Annotated in this window: 22 protein-coding genes; 10 read left to right on the top strand and 12 right to left on the bottom strand. The window is 61.4% G+C overall.

What is annotated here, in order from left to right; translation table 11 throughout:
- Positions 1–17 precede the first annotated feature (17 nt).
- A complete protein-coding gene (locus H3028_RS19395) occupies positions 18–449 on the top strand; it encodes a MarR family transcriptional regulator (RefSeq protein ID WP_181298859.1) in 432 nt (143 codons plus the stop codon).
- A 55-nt stretch (positions 450–504) separates the two neighbouring features.
- Here H3028_RS19395 and H3028_RS19390 read toward each other — a convergent pair whose 3' ends face one another.
- Positions 505–2,685, bottom strand: coding sequence for a patatin-like phospholipase family protein (locus H3028_RS19390; RefSeq protein WP_181298858.1), 2,181 nt, complete (start codon positions 2,683–2,685; stop codon positions 505–507).
- Between the two features lie 70 nt (positions 2,686–2,755).
- On the opposite strand from H3028_RS19390, the gene H3028_RS19385 reads away from it, so the two are divergent.
- Entirely contained in the window at positions 2,756–3,043 is a 288-nt protein-coding gene (locus H3028_RS19385) for a SelT/SelW/SelH family protein (protein WP_181298857.1), read from the top strand.
- Positions 3,044–3,072: 29 nt separating this feature from the next.
- Here the strand turns inward: H3028_RS19385 and H3028_RS19380 are convergent, their stop codons facing one another.
- Positions 3,073–4,119 carry a LacI family DNA-binding transcriptional regulator gene (locus tag H3028_RS19380; protein ID WP_219920280.1) on the bottom strand — a complete coding sequence of 349 codons (1,047 nt, stop codon included), beginning with the start codon at positions 4,117–4,119 and terminating at the stop codon, positions 3,073–3,075.
- Between the two features lie 249 nt (positions 4,120–4,368).
- Between H3028_RS19380 and H3028_RS19375 the strand changes: the two genes are divergently transcribed.
- On the top strand, positions 4,369–6,153 hold the full coding sequence (locus H3028_RS19375) for an IlvD/Edd family dehydratase (protein WP_181298856.1): 1,785 nt from the start codon (positions 4,369–4,371) through the stop codon (positions 6,151–6,153).
- Between the two features lie 45 nt (positions 6,154–6,198).
- Here H3028_RS19375 and H3028_RS19370 read toward each other — a convergent pair whose 3' ends face one another.
- From H3028_RS19370 to H3028_RS19345, 6 genes are all read right to left on the bottom strand, one after another.
- Positions 6,199–7,641 carry an FAD-binding oxidoreductase gene (locus H3028_RS19370; RefSeq protein ID WP_181298855.1) on the bottom strand — a complete coding sequence of 481 codons (1,443 nt, stop codon included), beginning with the start codon at positions 7,639–7,641 and terminating at the stop codon, positions 6,199–6,201.
- Between the two features lie 34 nt (positions 7,642–7,675).
- Entirely contained in the window at positions 7,676–8,932 is a 1,257-nt protein-coding gene (locus H3028_RS19365; protein WP_181298854.1) for a TRAP transporter large permease, read from the bottom strand.
- Positions 8,929–9,417, bottom strand: coding sequence for a TRAP transporter small permease (locus H3028_RS19360; protein ID WP_181298853.1), 489 nt, complete (start codon positions 9,415–9,417; stop codon positions 8,929–8,931). Before H3028_RS19360 ends, H3028_RS19365 begins: the two co-directional genes overlap by 4 nt.
- 69 nt (positions 9,418–9,486) lie before the next feature.
- Entirely contained in the window at positions 9,487–10,536 is a 1,050-nt protein-coding gene (locus tag H3028_RS19355) for a TRAP transporter substrate-binding protein (RefSeq protein ID WP_181298852.1), read from the bottom strand.
- A gap of 91 nt (positions 10,537–10,627) precedes the next feature.
- Positions 10,628–11,950, bottom strand: a complete 1,323-nt coding sequence (locus H3028_RS19350) for an L-fuconate dehydratase (protein ID WP_181298851.1) — start codon at positions 11,948–11,950, stop codon at positions 10,628–10,630.
- A gap of 238 nt (positions 11,951–12,188) precedes the next feature.
- Positions 12,189–13,130 carry a LysR family transcriptional regulator gene (locus H3028_RS19345; RefSeq protein ID WP_181298850.1) on the bottom strand — a complete coding sequence of 314 codons (942 nt, stop codon included), beginning with the start codon at positions 13,128–13,130 and terminating at the stop codon, positions 12,189–12,191.
- A gap of 209 nt (positions 13,131–13,339) precedes the next feature.
- Here H3028_RS19345 and H3028_RS19340 point away from each other — a divergent pair, with 209 nt between their 5' ends.
- Positions 13,340–14,521: a fumarylacetoacetate hydrolase family protein gene (locus H3028_RS19340; RefSeq protein WP_181298849.1), complete on the top strand. Its 1,182-nt coding sequence runs from the start codon at positions 13,340–13,342 to the stop codon at positions 14,519–14,521.
- Here H3028_RS19340 and H3028_RS19335 read toward each other — a convergent pair.
- Positions 14,518–15,477 (bottom strand): LysR family transcriptional regulator, encoded by a 960-nt coding sequence (locus tag H3028_RS19335; protein ID WP_181298848.1) that lies wholly within the window; start codon positions 15,475–15,477, stop codon positions 14,518–14,520. The genes H3028_RS19340 and H3028_RS19335 overlap by 4 nt on opposite strands.
- 119 nt (positions 15,478–15,596) lie before the next feature.
- Between H3028_RS19335 and araD1 the strand changes: the two genes are divergently transcribed.
- Positions 15,597–16,592, top strand: a complete 996-nt coding sequence (gene araD1 / locus H3028_RS19330) for an AraD1 family protein (protein ID WP_181298847.1) — start codon at positions 15,597–15,599, stop codon at positions 16,590–16,592.
- Positions 16,593–16,733: 141 nt separating this feature from the next.
- Positions 16,734–18,314, top strand: a complete 1,581-nt coding sequence (locus tag H3028_RS19325) for an aldehyde dehydrogenase (NADP(+)) (RefSeq protein ID WP_181298846.1) — start codon at positions 16,734–16,736, stop codon at positions 18,312–18,314.
- Between the two features lie 126 nt (positions 18,315–18,440).
- Here the strand turns inward: H3028_RS19325 and H3028_RS19320 are convergent, their stop codons facing one another.
- The gene (locus tag H3028_RS19320; protein ID WP_181298845.1) at positions 18,441–19,415 is read right to left on the bottom strand and encodes a LysR family transcriptional regulator; all 975 of its coding nucleotides are present in this window, start codon (positions 19,413–19,415) and stop codon (positions 18,441–18,443) included.
- Positions 19,416–19,571: 156 nt separating this feature from the next.
- Between H3028_RS19320 and dctP the strand changes: the two genes are divergently transcribed.
- From dctP to H3028_RS19300, 4 genes are all read left to right on the top strand, one after another.
- Positions 19,572–20,591 (top strand): TRAP transporter substrate-binding protein DctP, encoded by a 1,020-nt coding sequence (dctP, locus tag H3028_RS19315; RefSeq protein ID WP_181298844.1) that lies wholly within the window; start codon positions 19,572–19,574, stop codon positions 20,589–20,591.
- A gap of 75 nt (positions 20,592–20,666) precedes the next feature.
- Positions 20,667–21,239, top strand: a complete 573-nt coding sequence (locus H3028_RS19310) for a TRAP transporter small permease subunit (protein WP_309109567.1) — start codon at positions 20,667–20,669, stop codon at positions 21,237–21,239.
- Positions 21,236–22,537 (top strand): TRAP transporter large permease subunit, encoded by a 1,302-nt coding sequence (locus tag H3028_RS19305; RefSeq protein ID WP_181298843.1) that lies wholly within the window; start codon positions 21,236–21,238, stop codon positions 22,535–22,537. Before H3028_RS19310 ends, H3028_RS19305 begins: the two co-directional genes overlap by 4 nt.
- 63 nt (positions 22,538–22,600) lie before the next feature.
- Positions 22,601–24,337: an IlvD/Edd family dehydratase gene (locus H3028_RS19300; protein WP_181298842.1), complete on the top strand. Its 1,737-nt coding sequence runs from the start codon at positions 22,601–22,603 to the stop codon at positions 24,335–24,337.
- A 7-nt stretch (positions 24,338–24,344) separates the two neighbouring features.
- On the opposite strand, the gene H3028_RS19295 is transcribed toward H3028_RS19300, so the two are convergent.
- Both H3028_RS19295 and H3028_RS19290 read right to left on the bottom strand, forming a co-directional pair.
- Positions 24,345–25,247 (bottom strand): DMT family transporter, encoded by a 903-nt coding sequence (locus H3028_RS19295; RefSeq protein ID WP_181298841.1) that lies wholly within the window; start codon positions 25,245–25,247, stop codon positions 24,345–24,347.
- Positions 25,248–25,325: 78 nt separating this feature from the next.
- Positions 25,326–26,093: an AraC family transcriptional regulator gene (locus H3028_RS19290; protein ID WP_181298840.1), complete on the bottom strand. Its 768-nt coding sequence runs from the start codon at positions 26,091–26,093 to the stop codon at positions 25,326–25,328.
- Between the last annotated feature and the right edge of the window lie 2 nt (positions 26,094–26,095).

The following is a 26,095-nucleotide window of genomic DNA, read 5'->3' as shown; positions in this document are numbered from 1 at the left end:
TGCGGGAAAACCGTTCCATGTACCCTGACCAACACCGCTTCGCCATGCAATTGGCGCAACTTTCGCGTGGCTGGCGCGCTGAGCTGGATCGTCGACTCGCAGATCTTGGCTTATCGCAGGCTCGGTGGCTGGTTCTGCTGCATCTGGCCCGATTCGATCATGACCCGACCCAGCGCGAGTTGGCACAAAGCGTAGCGGTCGAGGGGCCGACGCTCGCAAGGTTGCTGGATGGCCTTGAGGCCCAGGGCTTGGTGCACCGCAAGCCGGCCCCCGGAGATCGGCGGGCCAAGCTCATCACCTTGGGCGCTCCGGCCCGCCCACTGATCCAGAAGATCGAGGCGATCTCCACCCAGGTTCGGGAGGAGCTGTTCGTCGGGATCGCCGAAGAGGATCTGCGCAAGTGTCAACAGGTGCATGAACACATTCTTGCCAATCTGGTTAAACGATAGCCAGCGGCGTCCTGACTATCAGGCTCTCTAAAAGTCTGAAGGCCAGGACAGCTGCCTAGAAGCTGCGACCCAGATTCATGTATAGCGCACGCTCGGATTCATCGTTCAGGCCATAACTGAAGTTCAACGGCCCTAGTGGCGTCTCGTAGCCGACAAAGACACTGCCGGCATTGATGTAGCCGCTGTCGAACTCGTTATCGTTATTCCAGGCGCGACCGCGTTCCAGCGATGCCCCCAGGTACAACGGAAAGTCCAGCGGCAGAAACGAACGCGGTGTCATTCGGCGAAAGTAAATCATGCGTGCCAGGCTAATGTTCTGACCGGAGAGGGCGTCTTGGCGAAAGCCCGAAAGCTGCCGCGCGCCGCCAAGTAGAAAGCTTGAGGTTATGATCTCAGCATCATCCAACGTGCGTCCGTAACGCCCCCCAACGACCAACGTATTCAGGCCAAAGCTGACGGCCTTGTCCAGATTGAATTCCCACTGCCGATAGCGTTGATCGGAACCAAGGCTGGGGTCGTATTGGCGCAGGTTAAGTCCGATATTCTCGCCTTCATGAGGGAAGTCGACATTGTCCACCGTGTCGAACGAATACTGCAGCTGGTAGTACCCTTCTTCGAAGGTGAAATCCGGAAGTTGCTGGTCGCCGACCCGTACATCCGCTTCGCCCCACGCCTGACCTACGCCGAAGCGAATTTCGCCGTTATTGGCAATCTGGCGACCGATATTCAGTCCGTAGCCGTAGCGCTGAAGACGGTACTCGGCGATAGGGTCGTTATCCAAGATCGCCTCTACGTTCTGCGTTTCAGCGAACAAATTAGGCGCGACGAACCAACGCGAGCCGGCATCCAGTGGTTGGTAGAACTCGCTGAACAGCTCCTGGCGATCACCCAGCTGCAGACGCGTCAGCCACTCGGCGCCCAGCTCGTTTATCCCATTTTTGCGATAACTCGCGCCGATGTTGAATGCACTGTCGCCGCGAAAATCATCCGAGAGGTTGATGCCTAGGCGAAGGTAGTCGGTGCCGGAGCGCTTCTCACGGGTGGTGATGACGAGCGTATTGCCTGGGTTGCCATGCACGACGCGGTATTCGACCTGTTCGAAGTAGTCCAGTCCGTACAGGGTACCCATGTCTTTCTGCAGGTCCTGAAGGTCCAGCCGCTTGCCTAGTTGCTGGCGGATATGCCGGCGGATCACTGCGTCACCGACTTTCGAGTCATTCTCGATCCGCACAGCGGTAATCAACGGGGTGCGAGGCTCGGCTGAGCGGGCAAGGCTCAGCGCAAGATTGCCGCCGCTCTCGCTGCGCATGGCATTAAGCCGGCCGTTCATCGCGCTGGCGGCTCGGTAGCCCGCATCGATGAGCTGTTGGGCCCGGCCGAAATCGGTCGAGCCGAATCCCGCCAGCATCGGTTGCACCAGCACGTCTTCCGGGCGCAGGGTCGCCAGCTGTGCTTCGGAATTGCGCCGGGTCATCATCGTGATCGATTGGTTGAGTACATCGACAACAGTGAGTAGTTGCTCACGAGGCTGCAACGGCGAGCCGATGTCCACCACGATCAGTCGATCCACGCCCATGTCACGGGCGACATCCATGGGAATGTTGTCGACCATACCGCCATCGACGAGCAGGCGACCCTCTATCTCGACCGGAGCGAACACCGCCGGGATCGACATGCTGGCCCGAATCGCCTGGGGCAGGTGGCCGCTGCGGAAGATGACCTTCTTGTCATTGGCGATATCCGTTGCGACCGCGCGGAAGGGAATCGGCAGACGATCGAAGTCACGGGTGTCGCTGGTGTGCACAAGAAGGCGCTCGAGCAGCAGGGCGAGGTTCTGCCCTTGAATAACGCCAAGCGGCAATCCGAGGCTGCCATCGTCACGAAAGCTGAGTTTGCGCTTGACCAGAAAGTCGCGGTCGTCCTGCTTGCGTCGGAAAGGAACATCCTGACGCGGCGGGTCGTCAGACAGCACCTGCTGCCAGTCGAGACCGAGTGCCAGCTCTTCCAGTTCTTCCACGCTATAGCCCGCCGCGTAGAGCCCACCGATGACTGCGCCCATACTGGTGCCGGCAATCGCGTCGATGTGCACACCGTGCTCCTCCAGCGCTTTCAGCACGCCGATATGCGCCAGCCCCCGTGCCGCACCGCCGGACAGCACCAGGCCGGTGGTGGGCTGGGCGTCGGCGAATCCTGTCAGCGGCATCAGGACGATCAGCAGAAACAGTAGGCGGGACATGGCAACACCGGCGGGATGGCTGCGAAAAGGCGGCTATTATAGGCGTCCCTTCAACAGCGAGCGCCCCGTCATGTCCGATGCCAAGCCGGAGATCGTCATTACCTACTGCACTCAATGCCAGTGGCTGCTGCGTGCTGCTTGGTTGGCGCAGGAGCTGCTGTCCACCTTTGCCGCTGATCTGGGCAAGGTCTCGCTGGTACCGGCTACCGGCGGTACATTTCACATTGCCTGCAACGGGGTGCAGTTATGGGAGCGCAAGCGGGACGGCGGTTTTCCGGAAGCCAAGGAGCTGAAACAGCGCGTGCGTGACCAGATCGATCCGCAACGGGACCTCGGACATAACGACAGGCAAAGATAGAACAGTGCACCCGAATCGAACAGTGACCGCTAGCGCGGCTGCGCCGTGCTTTCGCGCGCAAGTATCCGGTAGTCGACGATCGAGACCTCGCGGGGTCTCGGCGTGCCTTCGCGCTGTGCGGCGGCGCTGGCCTGCAACAATTCGCCGGCGCGCCAGCCGATTCGGTAGGGATCGACCGAGACGGTAGTAATCGTCGGCGTGCAGTGGCGCGATACTTCGAAGTCGCCGAAGCCGGCGATGCCGATATCGTCCGGTACGTTCAGGCCTTGACGATGGCAATGCATGATCGCGCCGAACGCGGAGAGATCGCTGACGCACATCACCGCATCCGTGTCAGGCCATTGTTCCAGTAGGCGGCGTATGGCTTCGCCGCCATGGCTCATGGTGATAGGTGACTCGCCGTGCTCGACGGCCCTTGGATGGAGATCCAGCTCGGCGAGCGCTCGCAGATAGCCTTCACGTCGTTGCAACCCGCGGTGGTCAAGCGATGACGCACCGCCGATGAAGCCGATGCGCCTGTAGCCGCAACCATGCAGGTAGCGGACCATGGCTGCGGCGGCTTCGGCATTGGAAAAACCCACGGATTGGTCGATCGGCTCGCCAGGTACGTCCCAGGTTTCAACCACCGGCACGTTGGACTGCAGTAGCAGCTTGCGCGTGATATCCAGATGCGCGCTACCGGTCAGCATTACGCCCAGCGGCCGGTGCCGCAGCAATGTCCGCACCAGCAGCGCTTCCTGATCGGGATGATAATCGGTGTCACCCAATAGCAGCCGCAGTCCCTGCGCTCGGATGCTGTCGTTAAGGCCCCGCACCGTGTCGGCGAAATTCGAACTGTTCAGCGACGGTACCAGCGCGACGATGAATTCGGAGCGCCCGCTTGATAGGGTGCCGGCCGATGCATCGAGGAGGTAACCAAGGCTCTCGATCGCTTCCTGAACGCGCGTTCGGGTCTTTTCGCTGACGTTTCTGCCAGCAAGCACCCGCGAAACCGTCATCTTCGAGACACCGGCGAGCTTGGCAACATCCGCCATACGTGGAAGCGATACATCAGTCGCGGGGATGTCTTCGGTCATCGTCGTAGGTTCCGGCAGTCACGGGAGGCATCGGAGTATACCTGTGGCCCGTTGTCGGTCTGGTCGTTCATCGCGCTTTACAATGCGGATGTTATCGGTAACATTTTGAGCCGTGTCGAGCGGGCTTGCTGCTCCTTGAATGTGTTGTGGACGATCCATCTGATCTCCACTCTGCGTTTCGGCGGCTGGCGCACCCACAACTGATCGGCCGCGGAACCGTCCCGGCCGGCGAGAACAAGAAGGGCTCCCATGACTCAAGCTCACAAACGACCGCTCCGCAGCCAGCAATGGTTCGACGACCCCAGCCACGCCGACATGACCGCCATCTACGTCGAGCGCTACATGAACTACGGGCTGACTAGGGGCGAGCTGCAATCCGGCCGCCCGATCATCGGTATTGCTCAGACCGGTAGCGACCTGGCGCCCTGTAACCGGCACCATCTCGAGCTGGCCCAGCGAGTCAAGGCGGGCATACGCGATGCGGGCGGCATTCCCATGGAGTTTCCCGTGCATCCACTGGCCGAGCAGACCCGCCGGCCTACGGCAGGCCTGGACCGCAACCTCGCCTATCTCGGACTGGTGGAGATTCTTCACGGCTACCCGCTCGACGGCGTCGTGCTCACCACGGGCTGCGATAAGACCACACCGGCGTGCCTGATGGCGGCCGCCACAACTGATCTGCCCGCGATCGTTCTGTCGGGTGGGCCCATGCTCGACGGCCACCACAAGGGTGAACTGATCGGCTCGGGCACCGTGCTGTGGCACGCCCGTAAGCTGTTGTCGGCCGGCGAGATCGATTACGAGGGGTTCATGGAGATGACGACGGCAGCGTCACCCTCCATTGGTCATTGCAACACCATGGGCACTGCACTTTCGATGAATGCGCTGGCCGAGGCGCTGGGCATGTCGCTGTCGGGTTGCGCGAGCATTCCTGCGGCCTATCGCGAGCGCGGTCAGATGGCTTACCTCACCGGCAAGCGGATCGTCGACCTGGTTTTCGAGGACGTTCGTCCATCGCAGATTTTGACCCGAGAGGCATTCGAGAACGCCATCGCCGTGGCCTCAGCCCTCGGTGCGTCGAGCAATTGTCCGCCGCATCTGATCGCCATCGCTCGCCATGCGGGCGTTGAGCTGTCGCTCACTGACTGGCAACGCGTCGGTGAAGAGGTGCCGTTGCTGGTCAACTGCATGCCAGCCGGCAAGTATCTGGGCGAAGGGTTTCACCGTGCCGGCGGCGTGCCGGCCGTGATGCACGAGCTGCTTAAGGCGGGTCGCTTGCACGAGGGTTGCGCAACCGTTTCTGGCAAAAGCATTGGCGAGATCGTTGCCGCGACCCAGGCCCATGACAGCGATGTGATCCGCCCATATGGGGACCCGCTCAAGCACCGCGCCGGCTTCATCGTGTTCAGCGGCAATTTCTTCGACAGCGCCATCATGAAGATGTCGGTGGTTGGCGAAGCCTTCCGCAAAACCTATCTGGCCACCCCAGGTGCCGAAAACCGTTTCGAGGCGCGGGCGATCGTGTTCGATGGGCCGGAGGACTATCACGCACGGATCAACGATACGGCGCTGAAGATCGACGAGCATTGCATCTTGGTCATCCGTGGCTGCGGCACCGTCGGTTATCCGGGCAGTGCCGAGGTGGTCAACATGGCGCCGCCATCCGATCTGATCCGTCGCGGGGTAGATTCATTGCCATGCCTGGGCGACGGTCGCCAAAGCGGTACCTCGGCCAGCCCCTCCATCCTCAACATGTCGCCGGAGGCTGCGGTGGGCGGCGGGCTGGCCCTTCTTCGCACCGGCGACCGGCTACGCGTAGATCTGGACAACCGTAGCGTCGATCTGCTGGTCGACGAGCGTGAGTTGGATCAACGGCGCACGGACGCCGCACCGATGATCCCGGAATCGCAAACCCCCTGGCAGGAGCTGTATCGGCAACTGGTCGGCCAGCTCTCGACAGGCGGTTGCCTAGAGCCTGCCACGCTCTATTTGCGCGTGATCGCCAACCGTGGGGAGCCGCGCCACTCGCATTGACCTTTGCACCCAATCCCGGCTGCAGGCCAGCCGGGCAGGGTGCGCCTAGTCGGCTGCGGTCCGCGCTTGCGTCGGAACGATGCGGCCGGCATTCATCAAGTCCAGGGGGTCGAACAGGGCCTTCAGGCCCTTGAGCAGCTGTACGTCCTCCTGCGTGATTCGAGACAAATAGGCATTTCGCTTGACCCGCCCGATACCATGTTCGGCGCTGATGCTGCCATTGAAGCGATCCAGGACGGTGAATATCACCTCCTCGATCTGTAGCAGCAGGGCTGTGACTGAAGTGTTGGCGAGCTCGGCTGGCGGCAGGATGTTGAAGTGCAGGTTACCGTCGCCGATGTGTCCATAGACCAGGCTTGTCGCCTGCGGCGAGACCTCGGCGACCGCCTTGCTCGCCTGATCGACGAACGCCGCGATGGACGAGATGGGCACCGAGACATCGGTTCGTAGATGCTCGCCGCGCAGGCGCTGGCCTTCGACCATGCCCTCACGGATCAGCCATAGCCTGCGCGCCTGTTCACCACTGCTGGCAAGCGCGCCATCGTGCACCAAACCGTCGCTCATGGCCCGTTCGAGGAAACCGTCGAACAAGCCTTGTAAGTCCAGCGGCCCGGAGACGCTCAGCTCCAGCAGCACGTAGAAGGGGGAGGGCTCGGCCAGCGGATTGGACAACTGAGGATTGGCTTCGAACGCCAGCTCCATGCCGATCCGAGGGATCAGCTCGAAGGCCGACAACATCTCGCAGCACTCTCGCCGCGCACGGGTGTACAGCTGCACCGCATCGGCGGCCGACGCGACGGCCAGCCAAACCGTGAGGGTGCGCTGCGGGCGCGGCGAGAGCTTGAGTACGGCTCCGGTGACGATGCCCAGCGTGCCTTCGCTGCCGATGAACAGCTGCTGCAGGTTGTAGCCGCGGTTGTCCTTGCGCAGGGCATTCATGCTTTCCCAGACACGGCCGTCAGGCAGCACCACCTCCAGTCCCAAAACCAGCTCGCGCATCATGCCGTAGCGCAGCACATTCACCCCGCCGGCGTTGGTGGCGATGTTGCCGCCGATCTGGCAACTGCCTTGGGCGCCCAGCGCCAGCGGGAAGTAGCAATCCGCCGTCTCGGCGGCCTGCTTGACCTGTTCCAGCACGCAACCCGCATCAACGGCCATCGTGAAGCCGATGGGGTCGATCTGACGAACGCGGTTCAGTCGTTCGAGACTGATCACCAGTTCCGGTCGTGCGCAGTCGGGCAACGCGCCGCCGACCAGACCGGTATGCCCGCCTTGCGGCACCATGGGAATGCGGTGCTGCGTGCAGAACCGGACGATCGCGGCTACCTGCGCTGTGTCGGCCGGCCGGACCACGGCCAGCGGCGTGCCCAGGTGGCTGCCACTCCAATCGCTGACGTAGCGTTGAACATCCTGCGTGTCGCGCAGCACAGCGGTGTCGCCGAGGATTGAAACCAGCCCTTCGAGCATCTGCTGGCGGGAAATCTTCATGGGTTATTACTCCGGTGGGAGCCGGTCCGGCGCGCTAGCGATACCACAGCACCAGCCCCGGAAAGGCGAGGAACAGCACCAGCAGCGCCAGCAGCGTGAAGTAGAACGGCAGCAGTCGATGCACCAGCTGCTCCATGCCGACCTTTCCAACCCCGCACCCCACATAGAGCACTGTGCCGACGGGCGGCGTAATCAGGCCGATGCCGAGAACGAAAGACATCAGCACGCCGAAGTACACCGGGTCCACGCCGAGCTTCACCACGATAGGCGTCATCAGCGGGGCGAGAATGACCATCGCCGGCGTCAGATCCATGAAGAAGCCAACCAGCAGCAGAAACAGGGTAAGGATGCCGAGAATGACGAACTTGCTTTGCGAGAGGGCGCCGAGCGCCTCGACGAGTTGTTGCGGGATCATGTTGGCGGTCAGAAGCCAGGCCAGCACATTGGCGAATGCCAGTAGCAACATCACCACGCCGGTGAGTTTGCCAGTGGCGATACACAGCTCGAAGAAGCGTTTCACCGTCAGGCTGCGGTAGACGAACATCGAGATGCCGAGCGCATAGACCAGGGCGAAGGCAGCGCTTTCGGTGGGCGTGAATATCCCGGTAAGGATGCCGCCGACGATGATGAGCGGCAGTAGCATCGCCAGCAGTGCGCCCCGCAGTGCCGTGCCCAGTTCGCCGATACTGAAGGGCTGCGCTTTGCCAATCTTTTTCGACTGGAAGTAGGTGGTGATGGCCAGACCCAGGGTGATCAGCACGCCCGGTACGATCCCAGCGAGAAAAAGCTGGGAGATCGACGTGTTGGTCACCACGCCAAAGAGAATCATCGGAATCGACGGCGGAATGATGATGCCGACAACCGACGAGGCTACGATGATCGCGGCAGCCAGTGGTGCAGGGTAGTGATGGCGCTTCATGGGTTCGATCATCATGCTGCCGACCGCCGAGGCATCGGCAACTGCCGAGCCGCTGATGCCGCCAAAGAACATCGACGTGAGCACGGCGATCTGTCCCAGGCCACCGGAGATGAAGCCGACCATGGCACTGGCCAGGCGCACCAGACGCTTGGCGATACCTCCTTCGCTCATTACCTCGCCGACCAGGATGAACAGTGGGATCGCCAGTAAGGGAAATGAGTCCAGGCCATTGATAGCCTCGGAGACGATGGGCGTCATCGCGTAGTCGGCGTAAAAGAAGATGAACAGACTTATCGCCGCAAGGCCGAATGAAATCGGCACGCCCACCACAATGGCAGCCAGCAGGCCGATCAGAATGCTCCAGAGGATCATGTCGAGCTCCGGCTGAATATCGAGAACAATGCGATGGTGTTGGCGATCAGCGTCAGCACCGCCATGACCGGCATGGCGCTATAAATGAAGGTCTTGGAGATCTGCAGCAGAGGCGTGACGCTGACGAAGCCGGAAAGGATGTCCTTGAAGCCGATCAGAATGCAGATGCAGACCGCATAGATGACGGCGACCGTGATCAGGCTGAATACCTTTTGCACCGGGGCCGCGACCAGGTTCTTGAAGTAGGTCACCGAGACATGCTCGTTGTTCAGGCTGGCGAGCCCCGCACCAAGGAGGATCACCCAGATGAACATGATCCGGGAAAACTCCTCGGCCCAGATGAAGGAGTAGTTCAGTACGAAGCGACCGAAGACGTTGGCGGCGACGCAGAAGACGACGCCCACCACCAGCAGGCCGATCGTCACTTCCAGCGCCGAACGCAAAACGCCCAGTATTGCCTGGAGAGCAGATGAGTGAGGGATCATGGAACTAAACCTGAATGCTAGCGGGAGGGCGGGCAGGCATCGGATGCCGGCCCGTAACGAAGTGACGCATCAGCTCTTGTTCAGGATCGAATCCAGTAACTCTTCGCCGATCTGTTTCTTCCACTTCTCATAAACCGGCTTCAACCGCTCCTGGAAGACGGCTATCTGCTCGGGTGAAAGCTCGATGACATTCATGTTCGATGCTTTCATTTCGGCCTTCAGTTGGTCGTTCATGGTGCGGCTGACATGGCGTTCGTAGAGCGCCATTTCCTTGCTCGCATCGACCAGCAACGCTTGGTATTCGGCAGGCAGACGATTCCAGAAACGCTCGGAAACCAGCGTCATGAACGGCGTATAAACGTGGTTGGTTTCGGTCGCGAAGGGCTGAACCTCGTCGAAACGTGAAGCCGAGATAGTGATCCAGGGATTTTCCTGGCCATCGACGACGCCCTGTTCCAGTGCGGTGAACAGCTCCGCAAATGACATCGGCGTCGGGTTCGCCCCGAGTGTCCGCCAAATATCGATATGAATCGGGTTCTGCATGGTGCGTACTTTCAGCCCGGCCAGATCGTCAGGCGTCTGCACGGCTTTCCTACTATTGGTCAGCTGACGGTAGCCGTTCTCCGCCCAACCAATGGCGACGAAACCCTGACCGGAAGCGTCCTTGAGCATCTTCTGACCGATCTCGCCATCCAGCACCTGGTCGGCATCGGCGGGGGTGGGAAACAGAAACGGCAGGTCGAACACAGCGAGTTGCGGCAGCATGCCGACCAGCGGCGACGTCGACGGAGCCGTCATCTCCAAGGTGCCGGCCTGTAGTGAGCTGACCGCCTGCAGGTCATCGCCCAGTTGCGCACTGTGGAAAAGCTTTACATCGATACGCCCTTCGCTGCGCTGCTCGACGATTTTTTCGAAATACTCCAGGCCGCGATATTGAGCGCCGGACTGGGTGGTGCCGATGCTGAACTTGATATTGAACGTACCCTTGTCCGGGACGGTATCGCCCGTCACCTCTGGAAACGGTGGGAACTGCGGCTCGGCAGCTGCATTCAAGCTCGCAAGGCCGATGCCAAGCGCGCCGAGTATGGAAATCACCTGTTTTCTTGTATTTGTTTTCATCGTGGTATTCCGTTTGGGTTGAGGGCCTGCGGGACGTGGTCGTTCATGTCGGCCGGGTTTGTAAGACTCGGGTGTGGTTTGTCTCCTCACTTCAGGGGGTGCGTGGGGCGGTGCTGAACTGCCAGGCAGGACCGTCAGGGAATAGATGTTCGGTGAGTGACGCAGCATGCATGGCGATGCTGCTACCCGGTGCGGTCGGCACTCGATAGCGACCGCGCTCCACACGGACGGGATCGGCGAAGTGCTCGTGCAGGTGATCGACATACTCCAGCACACGGCCCTCAAGTGAGCCGGACACGGCGATGTAATCGAAAAGCGACAGATGCTGGATGTATTCGCACAAACCCACGCCGCCTCCATGCGGGCATACCGGTACGCCGAATTTGGCGGCCAGCAGCAACACCAGGATTGCTTCGTTGAAGCCACCAAGACGGGCGACATCCACCTGGCAATAATCGATCGCACCCGCTTGCAGCAGCTGTTTGAACATTACCCGGTTGTGGCAGTGCTCACCCGTAGCGACGCCGATGCCGTTGAGTCGCCTGCGAATTTCGGCATGGCCGAGAATATCGTCGGGGCTGGTCGGCTCCTCAATCCACATCGGGCTGAACTGCGCCAGCTGACGCATGTTGAAAATCGCTTCGTCTAGATCCCAGACCTGATTGGCATCCATCATGAGGACGGCTTGCTCACCGATTTCTTCACGCAGAATGCGAGCACGCCGGATATCGTCCTGTAGATCGCCTCCCACCTTCTGCTTGAAATGGGTCCAGCCTTCTGCCAGCCCTTCGCGGGCCAGCCGGCGAATTTTCTCTTCGGAATAACCGAGCCAGCCGGCCGAAGTTGTGTAGGCGGGATAACCGAATTCGATCAATTCACACTCGCGTATGGCCTTGCCGCCGGCCTGACGTCGGAGCATGGCAAGCGCTTCTTCCGGCGTCAGGACATCGCTGACGAAGCGAAAATCGAGACACCTCACCAACTCATCGGGCGGCATGTCAGCCAGCAATTTCCACAAGGGCTTGTCTTCGACCTTGGCCCATAGATCCCAAATGGCATTGACGATGGCGGCGGTGGCGAGATGGATGACGCCTTTCTCGGGCCCCAGCCAACGTAGCTGACTGTCCCCTGAGGTCATCTGGCGCCAGAACGCACCCATGTTTTCGGTGATAGATGCCAGGCTGCGGCCCTCGACCATGCCTGACAGCGACCGGACTGCAGTGACGCATATTTCGTTGCCTCGGCCGATGGTGAACGTCAGGCCATGACCGGCGAGGCCGGCGGGTGCATCGGTATGCAGGATGACGTAAGTCGCAGAGTAGTCCGGCGCGGGGTTCATCGCGTCCGAGCCATCCAGGGAACGCGACGTCGGGAAGCGGATATCCTTGACCTCGACACGGGTGATCGCCGGCATTGCGGGTTTTCCTTTGCGGTGCGTCTTGTTTTTGTTGTTGCTGTCGCGTCTGTGCGATGCGGCAACGATGGTTGGCTGGGGCGGTGGGATTGCCCTCGCCAGCGCTGAGGAAGGTATAGACGGCTTCGACTGATCGACTAATGAGGCTTCTTCATTAATCGATAACGAGCGGTTATCCCGACGAACCTCGACTCGTTCGTCGGCGCGATCCGCGTCGTCATGCCAGACGCGGGGAGACTCAGCTCTCGGTGCGGCCTTGCAACAGGATCTCCATCAGTTCCTGTGCGTTGCTCGACGGCGCCTGGTGCTTGCGGGTGAGGATGCCGTACTTGAGCGATTGGGTGGCCAGACTGGTGGACAGCTCACAAAGCAACCCCTGCTCGACCTGTTGCCGGGCGATGGCTTCGGGTAGCAGTGCCAGCGTCTCGCTGTTGCGCAGCAGATAGAGGGTTGTCTGCACCGAGGTGGTTTCGACAACATTGCTAGGTGGCGCGACGTCGAGTTGGCTGAGAAGCTGCTCCAGCATTTGCCGCATCGGTGTGTCGAACGGGTATAGCACCCAAGGCCAGCGCGTCAGTTCCGTAGGGTGGATATCGCGCTGTTTACTCAGCGGATGATCGCGTTTGCAAATCAGCCAGAACGGTTCTTCGGCCAGCGGCTGGAAGTCGAAGCGCTGCTGCTGGCGGGCGTTGGTGAAGCGACCCACCACCAGGTCGAGCTGCTTGTGTTCGAGCATCTCCAGCAGATGGTCACTGGTCTGCTCCACCAGCTCGATCATCAACAGCGGCCTGCGGCGCTTGAGCTCGACCAACGCCACGGGAATGGTGGCGGCGGTGGCAGCTATGATCGCGCCTATCCTGATGTTGCCGTGGCCACCCTTGCGCAGGGTGTCGAGCTGATGGGCGAAACGCTGCGTATCGTTGAGTGTGCTTTCGGCGTGCTGGATGACGACCTGACCGAGCTCGCTAGGTACCAGCTTGCGCGACAAACGCTCGAAAAGCGCGAAGCCGAACAACTCCTCGATATCGCGTAGCATCTTGCTGACCGCCGGCTGGCTGAGGCCCATCTGCTCTGCCGTGGTGTGCATGTTAGCGGTCCGTGCCAACGTGGAAATCAATACGAGATGGCGGTATTTGAGCCAGTTTCTCAGTGCGGGCAGATTGCCCTGTTCAGCACTCATGATTGGTCTGTTCGGCGGTGTGATGATAACAAAGTCATATCGGACCCTGAGAAATTGTCATTAGAAGCCCGACGGAGAGGCTGCCTAAAGTGGCGATTGCCGCGCACCGCCGAGCCCGCAGCACCGGATATTACTGCAGGCTGCACCGGCATGGGCCCGTTGACCGGGTTATAGACGCGGCATCCTATCTTTACCAAGGTAAACGACCTATGCCCTGCCGGATTCAGCTCACCCCCGAAAACACCCTGCCTGTCGATGGCGTGCAGGGCACTCTTGTCGGACGCGCCTGGCTGCCCGGTGAGGTTGCCGGGCCGGTGCCTGTGCTGTTGCGCGAGGATGATGTCTATGACTTGTCCCACCTGGCTCCGACCCTGAGCGGCCTGTTCGAGGAGCCCGAGCTATTGCAGCGCTTGCAGCAACTGGACGCACCGCGGATCGTCAGCATCGAGGCGCTGCTGGGCAACAGCGGCGAGGATGCCGACCCGACTCGGCCGTACATACTGGCGCCAGCGGATCTGCAGGTGATCAAGGCCGCCGGGGTGACGTTCGCAGCCAGCATGATCGAGCGCGTGATCGAGGAGCAGGCCGCCGGCGACCCGGCCAAGGCCGAAGCGGTGCGCGACCAGGTTCGCCAAGTGCTGGGGACTGATCTGTCGCGTATACAGCCTGGCTCCAACGCAGCGACGCGACTCAAAAAGGTGTTGATCGAGCAGGGCCTCTGGTCGCAATACCTGGAGGTCGGTATTGGTCCGGATGCCGAAATATTCACCAAGGCGCCAGTGCTGGCGGCTGTCGGCACCGGCGCCCAGATAGGTATCCACCCGGGTTCGGCGTGGAACAATCCCGAGCCGGAGGTTGTGCTGGCGGTCAACAGTCGTGGTGTAGCAGTGGGCGCGACCCTGGGCAACGACGTGAATTTGCGCGATTTCGAGGGCCGTAGTGCGCTATTGCTGAGCAAGGCGAAAGACAACAACGCCTCGTGTGCGATCGGGCCCTTCATCCGGTTATTCGATGAAAGCTTCGATATCGAGGATGTGCGGCGCTGCGTCGTTGACCTACGTGTGGAGGGGGAGGACGGCTACATACTCAGCGGCAGCAGTTCGATGGACCAGATCAGTCGGGACCCGCTGGATCTGGTGGGTCAGGCAATCAACCGCAACCACCAGTATCCCGATGGTTTCCTGCTCTTTCTGGGTACGTTGTTTGCACCTACCGAGGACCGCGATACGGCGGGCTCCGGTTTCACCCACAAGCTGGGTGACCGGGTCAGTATACGTAGCGCTCAGCTGGGCGCTTTGCACAACCGGGTCAATCACACCGACGTGGTGCCGCCTTGGGAGTTCGGTGTGCTGGCCCTGCTCAAAAACCTCGGAGCGCGCGGCCTGCTTTAGCCCACGCTGGGCTCGGCTATCGCAGCCGGGCCGCTTTCGTCCTGCAGCTCTTCGAGCAATAACCGCGCCGCTGGAGACAGGCTGCTCCCGTGCCGGGCAATGACGCCATAGGGCTCGCTGCGCGAGTGCAGCTTTAGTGGCAATCGGCGGATCATGCCGAAGCGTTCGCTGAAACGCGCCACCGACAGCGGCATGACGGCGACCAGTTCCGGGTCTTCCTGCAGCAGGCTGAGTGTGGTGAAGGTGGATGCGGTTTCGACCGGGTATCGTGGGAATTCAAGACTGGCTTCGCTGAATTCACGCTCCAGCAACTGGCGCATCGGCATGTTCGCCGGGTAGATGACCCAGCGATACCCGCTCAGATCAGCCAGGTTCAGCGGTGCGGGGGCGTCGGCCATCGGATGGTCAGGGTGGGCGACCACGGCCAGCTGTTCCTCGTGCAGAGTCAGGCAGTCATAGGTATCCGGACGCCGGCTGACGCTGCTCCGGCAGATCGCCAGATCCAGTCGGCCCTCATCAATCAGCCCGAGCAGGCGAGCGCTGGTGTCCTCGACGATTTCCACCGATAGCTCCGGCTGTTTGCGCCGCAGCCGGCCCAGCGCATGCATCAGCAAAGGAACGGCACCCATGATCACACCCACCGAGAGGCGTCCGCCATGCCCTTGCAGAATGCCGACCATCTCTTCGCGCAGATGTGCCAGATCGCTATGGATGAGTCGTGCATAGCGGATCACGCAACGGCCTAGATCGTTGGGCTGCAATCCCTGGCTGCTGCGGGTAAACAGCTCGGCGGCGAACGTCGTTTCGATTTCATGTAACGCCTTGGTGGCGCCAGGCTGACTGATCGAGATCTGCTCGGCGGCTCGGTGCAGCGAGCCCTGCTCATCGAGCGCGATGAGAAGGCGCAACTGCTTGAGGCGCAGGCGAGACACGATGGAGGGCAGGGCAGCGATCATGGGGATGACTGGAAGTTATCACTCAATCAGAAGCTTTCATTAGGCACCACCTATGGTGCTTTTTAAAGTGGTTGCAGCAGATGCCTGCAGTTGCGGGCACTTCAGGAAGAGGAAGCCTCATGCGGTTGATTCAATTCGAGAACGAACAGGGCCAGCGTCAGGTAGGCGTGGTGGGCGCCGAACGTATCGAGGTGTTGCGTGGCGTGAGCAGTACCCGCGAGCTGGCACTCACTGCAATTCGTAACGGTAACAGCCTGGCAGCGCAGATTGACGCGCAAGGCTGCGATGCCGGTCCGTCGTATCGTCAACTTCTGGAAGCCGGCCGGGTGCTGCCGCCGGTGGATCATGACGATCCGGCGCATTGCCTGGTCAGCGGTACTGGCCTGACTCATCTGGGTAGCGCCTCGACCCGAGACAAGATGCACCAGCAGGTGGAGCAGACCGAGGAAAAGCTCACCGACACGATGCAAATGTTCCGATGGGGAATGGAAGGCGGCAAACCGCAACCGGGAAGCATCGGGGCGCAGCCCGAGTGGTTCTACAAGGGTGATGGCAGCATCGTGGTTCGCCCCGGAGCGGATTTCCCAGCACCCGATTTCGCCGAGGATTTCGGCGAAGAGCCTGAGCTGACCGGTCTCTACGTCATCGGTGACGACGGCCAGCCATATCGGCTCGGTTTCGCCCTGGGCAACGAATTCTCCGATCATGTGACCGAACGCAAGAACTACCTGTATCTGGCCCACTCCAAGCTCAGGTTCTGTTCATTCGGCCCGGAGCTGCGCATTGGCGAGTTGCCCTCGAACCTGGCTGGCATCAGTCGTATCCGCCGGAACGGGGAGGTGCTCTGGGAGAAGGAGTTTCTTTCCGGCGAGGAGAACATGTGCCACAGCCTGGAGAATCTCGAATACCATCACTTCAAGTACGCCCAGTTCCTACGTCCTGGTGATGTACATGTGCATTTCTTCGGAACGGCCACTTTGTCGTTCGCGGATGGGGTCAAGGCGCAACCGGGTGACCAGTTCGAGGTCAGCCTCGATGCCTTCGGTGAGCCCCTGCGCAACGGCATTTCCATCCGGCAGCCCAGCATCAGTGCCGGTGGGGTGAAGGCGCTCTGACTTGGATCTGCGCAGCTGTATCGTCATACAAGGCGAGCCGCTGACCTAGTCTTCAAGGTTGGCGGTTCTGCCCACGGGCCGTCGGCCATCCTCCGCGCACCATGCGGAGCCCCCTGAACCAACAGGTAGAGGAGATATTCCATGTCCGCCATTCTCGGCCACAACTACATCGCCGGTGCCCGCAGTGCCGCCGGTACCCAAAAGCTGCAGAGCCATGACGCCACCAGTGGCGAAGCACTGCCGTTTGAATTCGTACAGGCCACGGAAGACGAAGTGAATTCCGCGGCCGAGGCCGCTGCAGCTGCATACTCAACCTACCGCGCGCTCCCAGCCGAGAAGCGTGCCGGATTTCTCGACGCCATTGCCGATGAGCTCGACGCGCTGGGCGACGACTTCGTCGCCCTGGTTTGTCAGGAGACCGCATTGCCGGCCGGGCGCATCCAGGGGGAGCGCGGGCGCACCAGCGGGCAAATGCGGTTGTTCGCCAAGGTGCTGCGCCGCGGCGATTTCTACGGGGCGCGTATCGATCGCGCCTTGCCGGAGCGCAAGCCGTTGCCGCGTCCGGATATACGCCAATGCCGTATGGGGCTCGGCCCGGTAGCGGTATTCGGTGCCAGTAACTTCCCCTTGGCATTCTCTACGGCCGGTGGCGACACCGCATCGGCGCTGGCCGCCGGTTGCCCGGTGGTGTTCAAAGCGCACAGTGGGCACATGGCAACCGCCGAGCAGGTCGCCGACGCGATTCTCCGCGCCGCCGAGAAAACAGGCATGCCCAAGGGTGTGTTCAACATGGTCTACGGCGGGGGCGTCGGCGAATGGCTAGTCAAGCATCCGGCGATTCAGGCGGTCGGCTTCACCGGCTCGCTGCGCGGTGGTCGTGCGCTATGCGACATGGCGGCGGCGCGCCCGCAGCCGATCCCGGTGTTCGCGGAGATGTCCAGCATCAACCCGGTGCTGGTCTTGCCCGAGGCATTGAAAGCGCGCGGTGACGCCATCGCCAACGAGCTGACCGCCTCTGTGGTGTTGGGCTGCGGCCAGTTCTGCACGAACCCGGGCATGGTTATCGGCATTCGCTCGCCAGAGTTTTCCACGTTCATCGAGCGGCTCACGGGCTTCATGTCCGAGCAACCGGCGCAGACCATGCTCAACGCCGGTACGCTGAAGAGCTACGTCAAGGGGCTGGAACACCTGCAGGCACACCCGGGTATCGCCCATCTGGCCGGCGCTGCTCAGGATGGCAACCAGGCGCGGCCGCAACTGTTCAAAGCTGACGCACAGCTGCTCATCGACGGCGACGAGCTGCTGCAGGAGGAGGTCTTCGGACCTACCACGATCGTGATCGAAGTTGCCGACAAGGCGGAGTTGCTGCGAGCGTTGCATGGCCTGCGCGGGCAGCTGACCGCTACCCTGATCGCCGATGAGGCGGACCTCGGCGGCTTCACCGATCTCACCGCGGTATTGGAACAGAAGGCTGGACGCTTGCTGCTCAATGGCTATCCGACCGGCGTCGAAGTCTGCGATGCGATGGTTCACGGCGGGCCGTATCCGGCGACTTCCGATTCGCGAGGCACTTCGGTGGGAACCTTGGCGATCGACCGCTTCCTGCGGCCAGTGTGCTATCAGAACTTTCCCGAGGCGTTGCTGCCGGAGGCTCTGAAGAACGCCAATCCGCTAGGCATCAGCCGTCTCGTGGATGGCGAGATTACTCGGGACGCGATCTAGCTCAACGTGACGGGCCGTTGGCTGCCCGTCAGTCCGCGACCACGCGGGCGACATGACGAGGCAGAGCCTCTGCTGCTCGAAGGCGGCGCTTATCCTGGCATTTATTGAAAACTGTCGGGACGCCGCCTAGGTGACCGTCGGCATCGCACCCAGCGTCGTCTGCCGTGCGATTTCGCGCAGCAACTCCAGCACGTTGCGTGCGGCCGGGGAGAGCAGCTGCTGGTTTTTAATGATGATGCCGTAGGCCATCAGCCCCTGATTCAGGTCGGTATCGATGCTGGTGTCGACCTCGATCTCGGCGAGCATTCCGTAACGCGCATAGTGCGCCAGGACATCGCGCGGTAGCACGGTAAGCATGTCGTTCTTTTCCACCAGGGTGGTCACCATCAGCAGGTTTTCGGCGTTAACGACCTTGGTAGGTGGGCGCATGCCGACGCGCTGGAACAATGCATCGAATTCCTGACGCAACACGCTTCCAGCCGGCGGTAGCACCCAGTCCGCGGCGTTTAATTTGGCGCGCGACAGAGGACCTTCGATCAGCCCGACGCGCGCGCAGATCTTAAGCGGCTCTTTGGCCAGTGGCTCGAAGTGCAGGTCGTCCTGCTGACCGCCGGCATAAAACCGAGCTACCAGAAAATCCAGCTCCCCGTCGTCCAGAATCGCCAGCAAGTCGCGGCTCGAGCCCGTACGAATAGTGATCTCCAGGCCCGGGAAGCGCTGCTTCGCGCGGCGGACGGTTTCTGGCAGCAGTTCCGCACAGGGCGTCAGGATAGTGCCGATGCGTACATGTCCCTGTTGCCCTTGGCGCAGCGCGTCGACCTCGCTATACACATTGTCCAGCGTGCTCTGCAGGCGCCTGGCATGGCGAATCATGGTTTCGCCGTAGAGCGTCGGGACCACCCCACGCGCATGCCGCTCGAAAAGTGCGACGCCCAGCCCGTCTTCCAGTTCCTTCAACAGCTTCGAGATGGCCGGCTGGGAAATCCCCAGCCCTTCAGCCGCGCGATTGAGATTGCCCGTGTCCCCCAACGCCACCAGCAGAGGGATGTGGCGGTTCTTCAGGCGGGCTCGAACGAACCAGTTGCTATTGATCGGCTTCATGTTCGCTATATCCGTTTGGGTATCGGTGCGGCTGGATTTTGTATTTGTTGATGATGGCTGCGCTCACTAATCTTTTCAACGGCGGTACGGGCTGGTGTAACAAAGCCTGTCATCGCGAACTGAAAGTGCCGAATAACAATAATTGGAGAGGCAACCATGCAACCGAACACTCCCTGTGTCGGTCTTGCCCTTGCGGCGAGCCTGATCCTCACTTCCGGAAGCGTCGCCGCTGCCCAGGAGTGGAAATTCCAGATCAACGTCAACGCCGGTGACGACGAGTACCGCATCGCCCAGCAGTGGGCCAAGAGCGTCGGTGAGAAAACGGGCGGCGAAATCACCATCGAGGTGCTCCCGACCGGCACCATCGTGGGTAACAACGAGACACTGGACGCCGTCGGCGCAGGCATCATTCAGGGCCATATCACCGATCCCGGTTATTTCTCAGGCAAGAATCCCGCCTTTGCGGTGTACGGCAACATGGTCGGTGCCTGGGGCGGCCCGGCGCCGTTTCTCGATTACATGCGTAACGCGGGCGGGGAGGCGGGTTACAACCGCCTGGTCGAGCCGTACAACGTTCATCTTATCCGTGCTGGCGCCGTGGGCGCCGAATCCTTGATCAGCAAGCGCAAGATCGAGACGCTCAACGATCTCGAAGGCCTCAAGGTGCGTGCCCCGGAGGGCATGGTCTCGAACATATTCAAGCTGGTGGGTGCGGCGCCAGTGAATCTTCCGACATCTGAGGTGTACACCGGACTGGAGAAGGGCGTGATCGACGCGGCCGACTACACGGTGTTTTCCACCAACTACCAGCAGGGCTATCACAAGTACGCGCCGTTTGCCGTCTACCCCGGCTTTCATTCGATGCCGATGAAGGACATCTCGCTCAACAAGGCGCTGTGGGACGAGCTTTCCGCAGAGCAGCAGAAAATTCTCGAAGACTCGGTCGATGCGTTCACCGAACAGCTGGTCAACGACCTGCAGAAAAAGGACGAAGAGCAAGTGGCGCTGGCCAAGCAGAAAGGCGACGTGACCCTGGCCTCGCTGCCCGAGGACGAACTGAAGAAATTCCGTCAGTCCGCTCGGGACGAGTGGTCGCGCTGGCGTGATCGCAGCCCTCAGGCCAAGGAGGCGGTGGACTCGATCCAGGCCTACCTGCAGGACAAGGGCATGCTCTGAGTCGCGCATCGCGGCTCCTTTCTTCGATGACCAACGACTTTCCGGCCTACGCCGGGCAGTCCGAGGAGTTTCGCTGTGAAAAAATCTCAATCCTCGTCTGACGATCATCTCGATGCCTGCGCCCCCGAGCCGGGGCGCGGGCTGCTTGATCGTGGTATTCGGCGCGGTGGTCAGGTGGTTGCCTGGCTGGTGTTCCTCGCCATGCTGGTCAGTGTGTTCGAAGTCATCATGCGCTATGGCTTCAACTCGCCGACCGAATGGGCGCACGAAACCACCACTTTTCTGGTCGCTGCCATTTTTGCGCTGGGCGGGCCCTACGCCTTGGCAACCAACCGGCATATCCAAATTCGCATCCTGCTCGACCGTCTTTCGCCGCGTAGGCGGAGTTGGCTGGAACTGCTGAATCTGCTGCTGGGCATCCTGTTCTGTCTGGCGATCGGTTATGCCGCTTGGGTGCTGGCCTATAACGCGACCCACGCACCCGATGGCAGCTGGCGCCTGGAAACCTCGGGATCGTCCTGGAATCAGCCGCTGCCAGCGTTCACCAAGATCGTCATACTGATCTCCGTCGCGCTGATGGCTGTGCAGCAGACCGTGCGGATCGCTACTCATCGGCGTGCGCGTCATGATTCGGATGCCACGCGATGAGTATCGACATCGCAACCTACCTGATGGTTTTCGCGATCTTCGCGTTGCTGGTCCTGGGCCTGCCGCTGGCCTTCGTGACCGGCCTGGTCGCCGCCGGCTTCACGCTTGGATGGTTTGGCCCCGTGGCGGTGCCTCTGGTGGCGAGCCGCGTGTTCGGCTTCATCACTGAGTATTCGCTGGTGGCCGTGCCAATGTTCGTCTTGATGGCGGGCTTGCTGGACCGATCGGGGCTGGCGCGGGATCTGTTCAATGCCATGCGCTTTTTCGCCGGCCGCCTGCCGGGCGGGGTCGCGGTACAGACCATCGTCGTGGCGTTCTTTCTCGCCGCAATCTCCGGAATCATCGGTGGTGAAATCGTCCTGCTCGGCGTACTGGCGCTGCCGCAGATGCTGCGCCTGGGCTACGACAAACGTATCGCCATCGGCGTGGTCTGCGCGGGTGGTTCCCTGGGCACCATGGTGCCGCCATCGATCGTCCTGATCATTTACGGGTTGATCGCCAGCGTCTCCATCGCCGATCTGTTCAAGGCCGCGATCATTCCCGCCGCACTGCTGATGGGCAGTTACATGCTCTACGTGGTGGTGATGTGCATGCGTTATCCGCATATGGGCGGCGCGCACCTGGAAAAGGACACAAGCCTGCCGCACCTGACCCTAGGCGAGGCGTTCAAGGGCATGTTCTTTCCGATCGCCATCGCCGGGCTGGTCCTCGGCAGCATCTATGGCGGCATCGCTTCGGTCACGGAAGCGGCGGCCATGGGCGCGCTGGGTGTGCTGTTGGCGGTGCTGGTGCGGGGTGAATTCAGCCTCAAGCTGCTTCAGGAAAGCCTGACCCAGACCTTGGAAACTTGCGGGATGATCGTCTGGATCGGAATCGGCGCCGCCTGCCTGGTCGGGGTCTACAACCTGATGGGTGGCAATCGCTTTGTCTCGTCGGCGATCACCGGACTGGAGGTGGCGCCCTTCGTCATCGTGCTGGTGATGATGCTGATCTTTCTCCTGCTGGGCATGTTTCTCGACTGGATCGGCATCGCCATGCTCTGCCTGCCGATCTTCGTGCCCATCGTCGTCGAGCTCGGCTACGACCCGGTGTGGTTCGGCATCCTCTTCGCGGTGAGCATGCAGGTCTCGTACATCTCGCCACCGTTCGGGCCGGCCGCGTTCTACCTCAAGAGCGTGGCGCCGCCTGATATCACGCTGACGGATATCTTCCGCTCGATGGTGCCCTTCATCGTCATCCAGATAGCGGTGCTCGGCCTGCTGCTGTACTTCCCTGCCATCTCCACCTGGCTGCTGTGAACCCAACCCGAACGTTCAATCTGGCAGGCCCGGCGGGTCGGCCGCGAAAACAGGTGTATTGCAATGACTGACAAACGCCCCCTGCGCTCCGCTCAATGGTTCGGCACGACTGACAAGAACGGCTTCATGTACCGCAGCTGGATGAAGAACCAGGGCATTCCGGATCACGAGTTTCAAGGCAAGCCGATCATCGGCATCTGCAACACCTGGTCGGAGCTGACGCCCTGCAACGCGCATTTTCGCAAGATCGCCGAGCACGTAAAGAAGGGCGTGCTGGAGGCAGGCGGGTTTCCGGTGGAGTTTCCGGTGTTCTCCAACGGCGAATCGAACCTCAGGCCGACCGCCATGCTGACCCGTAACCTGGCCAGCATGGACGTCGAAGAGTCGATTCGCGGCAATCCCATCGATGCGGTGGTACTGCTCACCGGCTGCGACAAGACCACTCCGGCGTTGCTTATGGGCGCCGCCAGCTGCGATGTGCCAACGATCGTGGTGACCGGCGGGCCGATGTTGAACGGCAAGCACAACGGCCGCGATATAGGGGCCGGCACCATCGTCTGGCAGATGCACGAGGCGTACAAGGGCGGGCTGATCAGCCTCGACGAGTTTCTTTCAGCCGAAGCTGGCATGTCGCGCTCGGCCGGTACCTGCAACACCATGGGTACCGCCTCGACCATGGCCTGCATGGCCGAAGCGCTGGGTACGTCACTGCCGCACAACGCGGCGATTCCGGCGGTGGATTCGCGGCGCTACGTGCTGGCGCATCTGTCCGGTATGCGCATCGTCGATATGGTGCACGAAGACCTGAAACTATCGAAGGTGCTGACCAAAGCGGCATTTGAAAACGCCATTCGCGTTAACGCCGCGATCGGTGGGTCGACCAATGCGGTGATCCACCTCAAGGCTATCGCCGGGCGCATCGGCGTGGAGCTCGATCTGGACGACTGGACACGTATCGGTCGAGGAATGCCAACGCTGGTCGATCTGCAGCCATCCGGACGCTTCCTGATGGAGGAGTTCTACTATGCCGGCGGCCTGCCGGCGGTGATCCGACGGCTAGGCGAGAATAAGCTGTTGCCCAATCCCGATGCGCTCACCGTCAACGGCAAATCGCTATGGGATAACTGCGCCCAGGCCCCCATCTACGGGCAGGATGAAGTCATCCGCGCCCTGGACAATCCACTGCGCGCCGATGGCGGCATCTGTGTGCTGCGCGGCAACCTGGCGCCCAGTGGCGCGGTGCTGAAACCCTCAGCGGCGACCCCGGAACTGATGCAGCATCGTGGCCGCGCGGTGGTTTTCGAAGACTTCGACGACTACAAGGCGCGCATCGCCGATCCAGATCTGGATGTCGATGAAAGCTGTGTACTGGTAATGAAGAACTGCGGACCCAAGGGTTATCCCGGCATGGCCGAGGTTGGCAACATGGGCCTACCGCCGAAAGTATTGGCCAAGGGTGTTACCGATATGGTGCGGATATCGGATGCGCGCATGAGCGGCACTGCCTACGGCACCGTGGTGTTGCATGTAGCACCAGAAGCGGCTGCAGGCGGCCCTTTGGCGGTGGTGCGCAACGGTGATTACATCGAGCTGGATTGCATGGCCGGACGGCTGCATCTGGATATCTCGGATGCCGAGCTGCATGAGCGTCTGACGGCATGGCAGCCACCGCAGGGCCTGTTGTGGGACGGTGGTTATCGGCGGTTGTTTGTCGATCATGTATTGCAGGCCGACGAAGGCTGCGACTTCGACTTCCTTGTCGGCTGCCGGGGCGCGGAGGTACCACGTCATTCCCACTAAGGAGCCACTAACGGGGCGCTTCGGGTATCTCCGCCAGTGGTGTAGCGGCATTCGGCGCGGCCGGAGCCTTCAGGCGGCTGGTGATTACCGTAGCAAGGATGATCAGTGTGCCGCCCATCAGCATGCGCAGGGTGGGTTGTTCATTGAACAGCCACCACGCGAAGGCGATGCCGTAGACCGGTTCGAGGGCGAAGATCACTGCGGTTGTCCGAGCCTTTAGTACCTTGAGGCTCGCTACGAACAGGCTGTGCGCCAGGCCCGTGCAGAACACGCCGAGCAATACTAGCCATAGCCAATCCAGCGCCGGTACTGCTGGCAATGAGCTCCAAGTGAAGGGCAGCAGGCAGAGCAGGATGGTGCCGTTCTGCCAGAGGGCTGCCTGTACCGGATCGACGCCGCGCGTAACGGCACGGTTGAGTAGTGAGAGCAGTGCGAACATCAGCCCCGACAGAACGCCATAGAGCAGGCCCACTGTGCTTTGGCTGGCAAGATCGAAATGCGGCGTGACCAGCAGAAGACCTGCGCATACCAGCCCCACCATGGCGAACTCGATGGGGCGGGTTCGCTCGCGGAACAGCAGACCTTCGAACAGCACTGTGAACGCCGGGAAGCTGGCGAAGCCCAACGTGGCAATGCCGACGCCGGCGACTTTCACTGCCATGAAGAAGGTGAGCCAATGCCCACCCAACAGCAGACCGCCAAGCAACAGGCCGCTGCGCTGACGCCAGTTCGGTCGGTTACCACCGGTACGCAGGAAATACGCTGCCAGTACTAGCGCGGCGACGGCAAACAGTGCGCGGCCGAAGGTGATGAGCAGCGGCGGGCTTTCGGCCAACTTGCCGAAAACGCCGGAGAGGCCAAACATCAGCGCGCCAAAGTGGATCGCCAGTAGCGCGTTGCGATGGGTCATGGGGCCTCACGATAGGATGCGTTTGAGACTGTCAGCTGGCACCCATAGTAGTGCGCCGGGGGCGGCCCGTCTGTCGCGTCAACGTTGTGATTTGCCGAGCGCCTCGCGCCGGACTGCGCGCGGCGTCGTGCCGTACTGACGGTTGAGGGCGGCGGTGAAAGCGCTTTGCGAGGCGTACCCGACGCGCGCGGCGATTTCGCCAACCGCTAGCGAGGTGCTGATCAGCAGCTGTCTTCCCTGTTGCAGACGGCGTAAGCGGATGAACTCCTGGGGAGTCAGGCCCGTTTCGCTGACGAAGCGCGCATGGAAGCGCGGCACGGAAAGGCCGGCCAGTCGTGCGAGATCACTGACTTCAAGCGGATGCGCCAAATGCCGATCGACGTGGGCGTAGAGGCCGGCCAGAGGGAGCGGATGCTGCCGGCCGGCCGGCTCGCAGCCCGACGCAAGACTGGCTAATAGTAGCGTGGCGCCTTGCTCATTGATGATCGGGTCGTTAATCGGGCTGGCTGAAAGCCAGCTGACGAGCTGGCTCTGGGTGGTGCTCAGGCGCAGCGCTGCGGGCCGCTCCAGCAAGCGCTGCGCAGGGTCGGCATGGTGTCCGAGACGCTGCTGCAGCCAGCCGTGATCAGGTATATCCACGACCAGGCACAAGCTGCCATCGACGCTACCGCAGGCATGGTGCGCGTCGCTGGGGACAACCGCCAGGAGCTGTTGCTGGATGCGGCTGCCGTGGCCGTCGATCTCGAAGTCCAGCTGCCCTCGCAGGCCGAACACCAGTTGTGTGTGCTGGTGACTATGGATGACCTGGTCGTGGCTGTAGTGGCGCAGCGATAGGATGGGCGACATGG

This window comes from Pseudomonas sp. Q2-TVG4-2 (assembly GCF_013620795.1).
GTDB lineage: Bacteria > Pseudomonadota > Gammaproteobacteria > Pseudomonadales > Pseudomonadaceae > Stutzerimonas.
The sequence above is the reverse complement of the archived record's forward strand: the minus strand, read 5'-3'. Positions and strand labels throughout refer to the sequence as shown.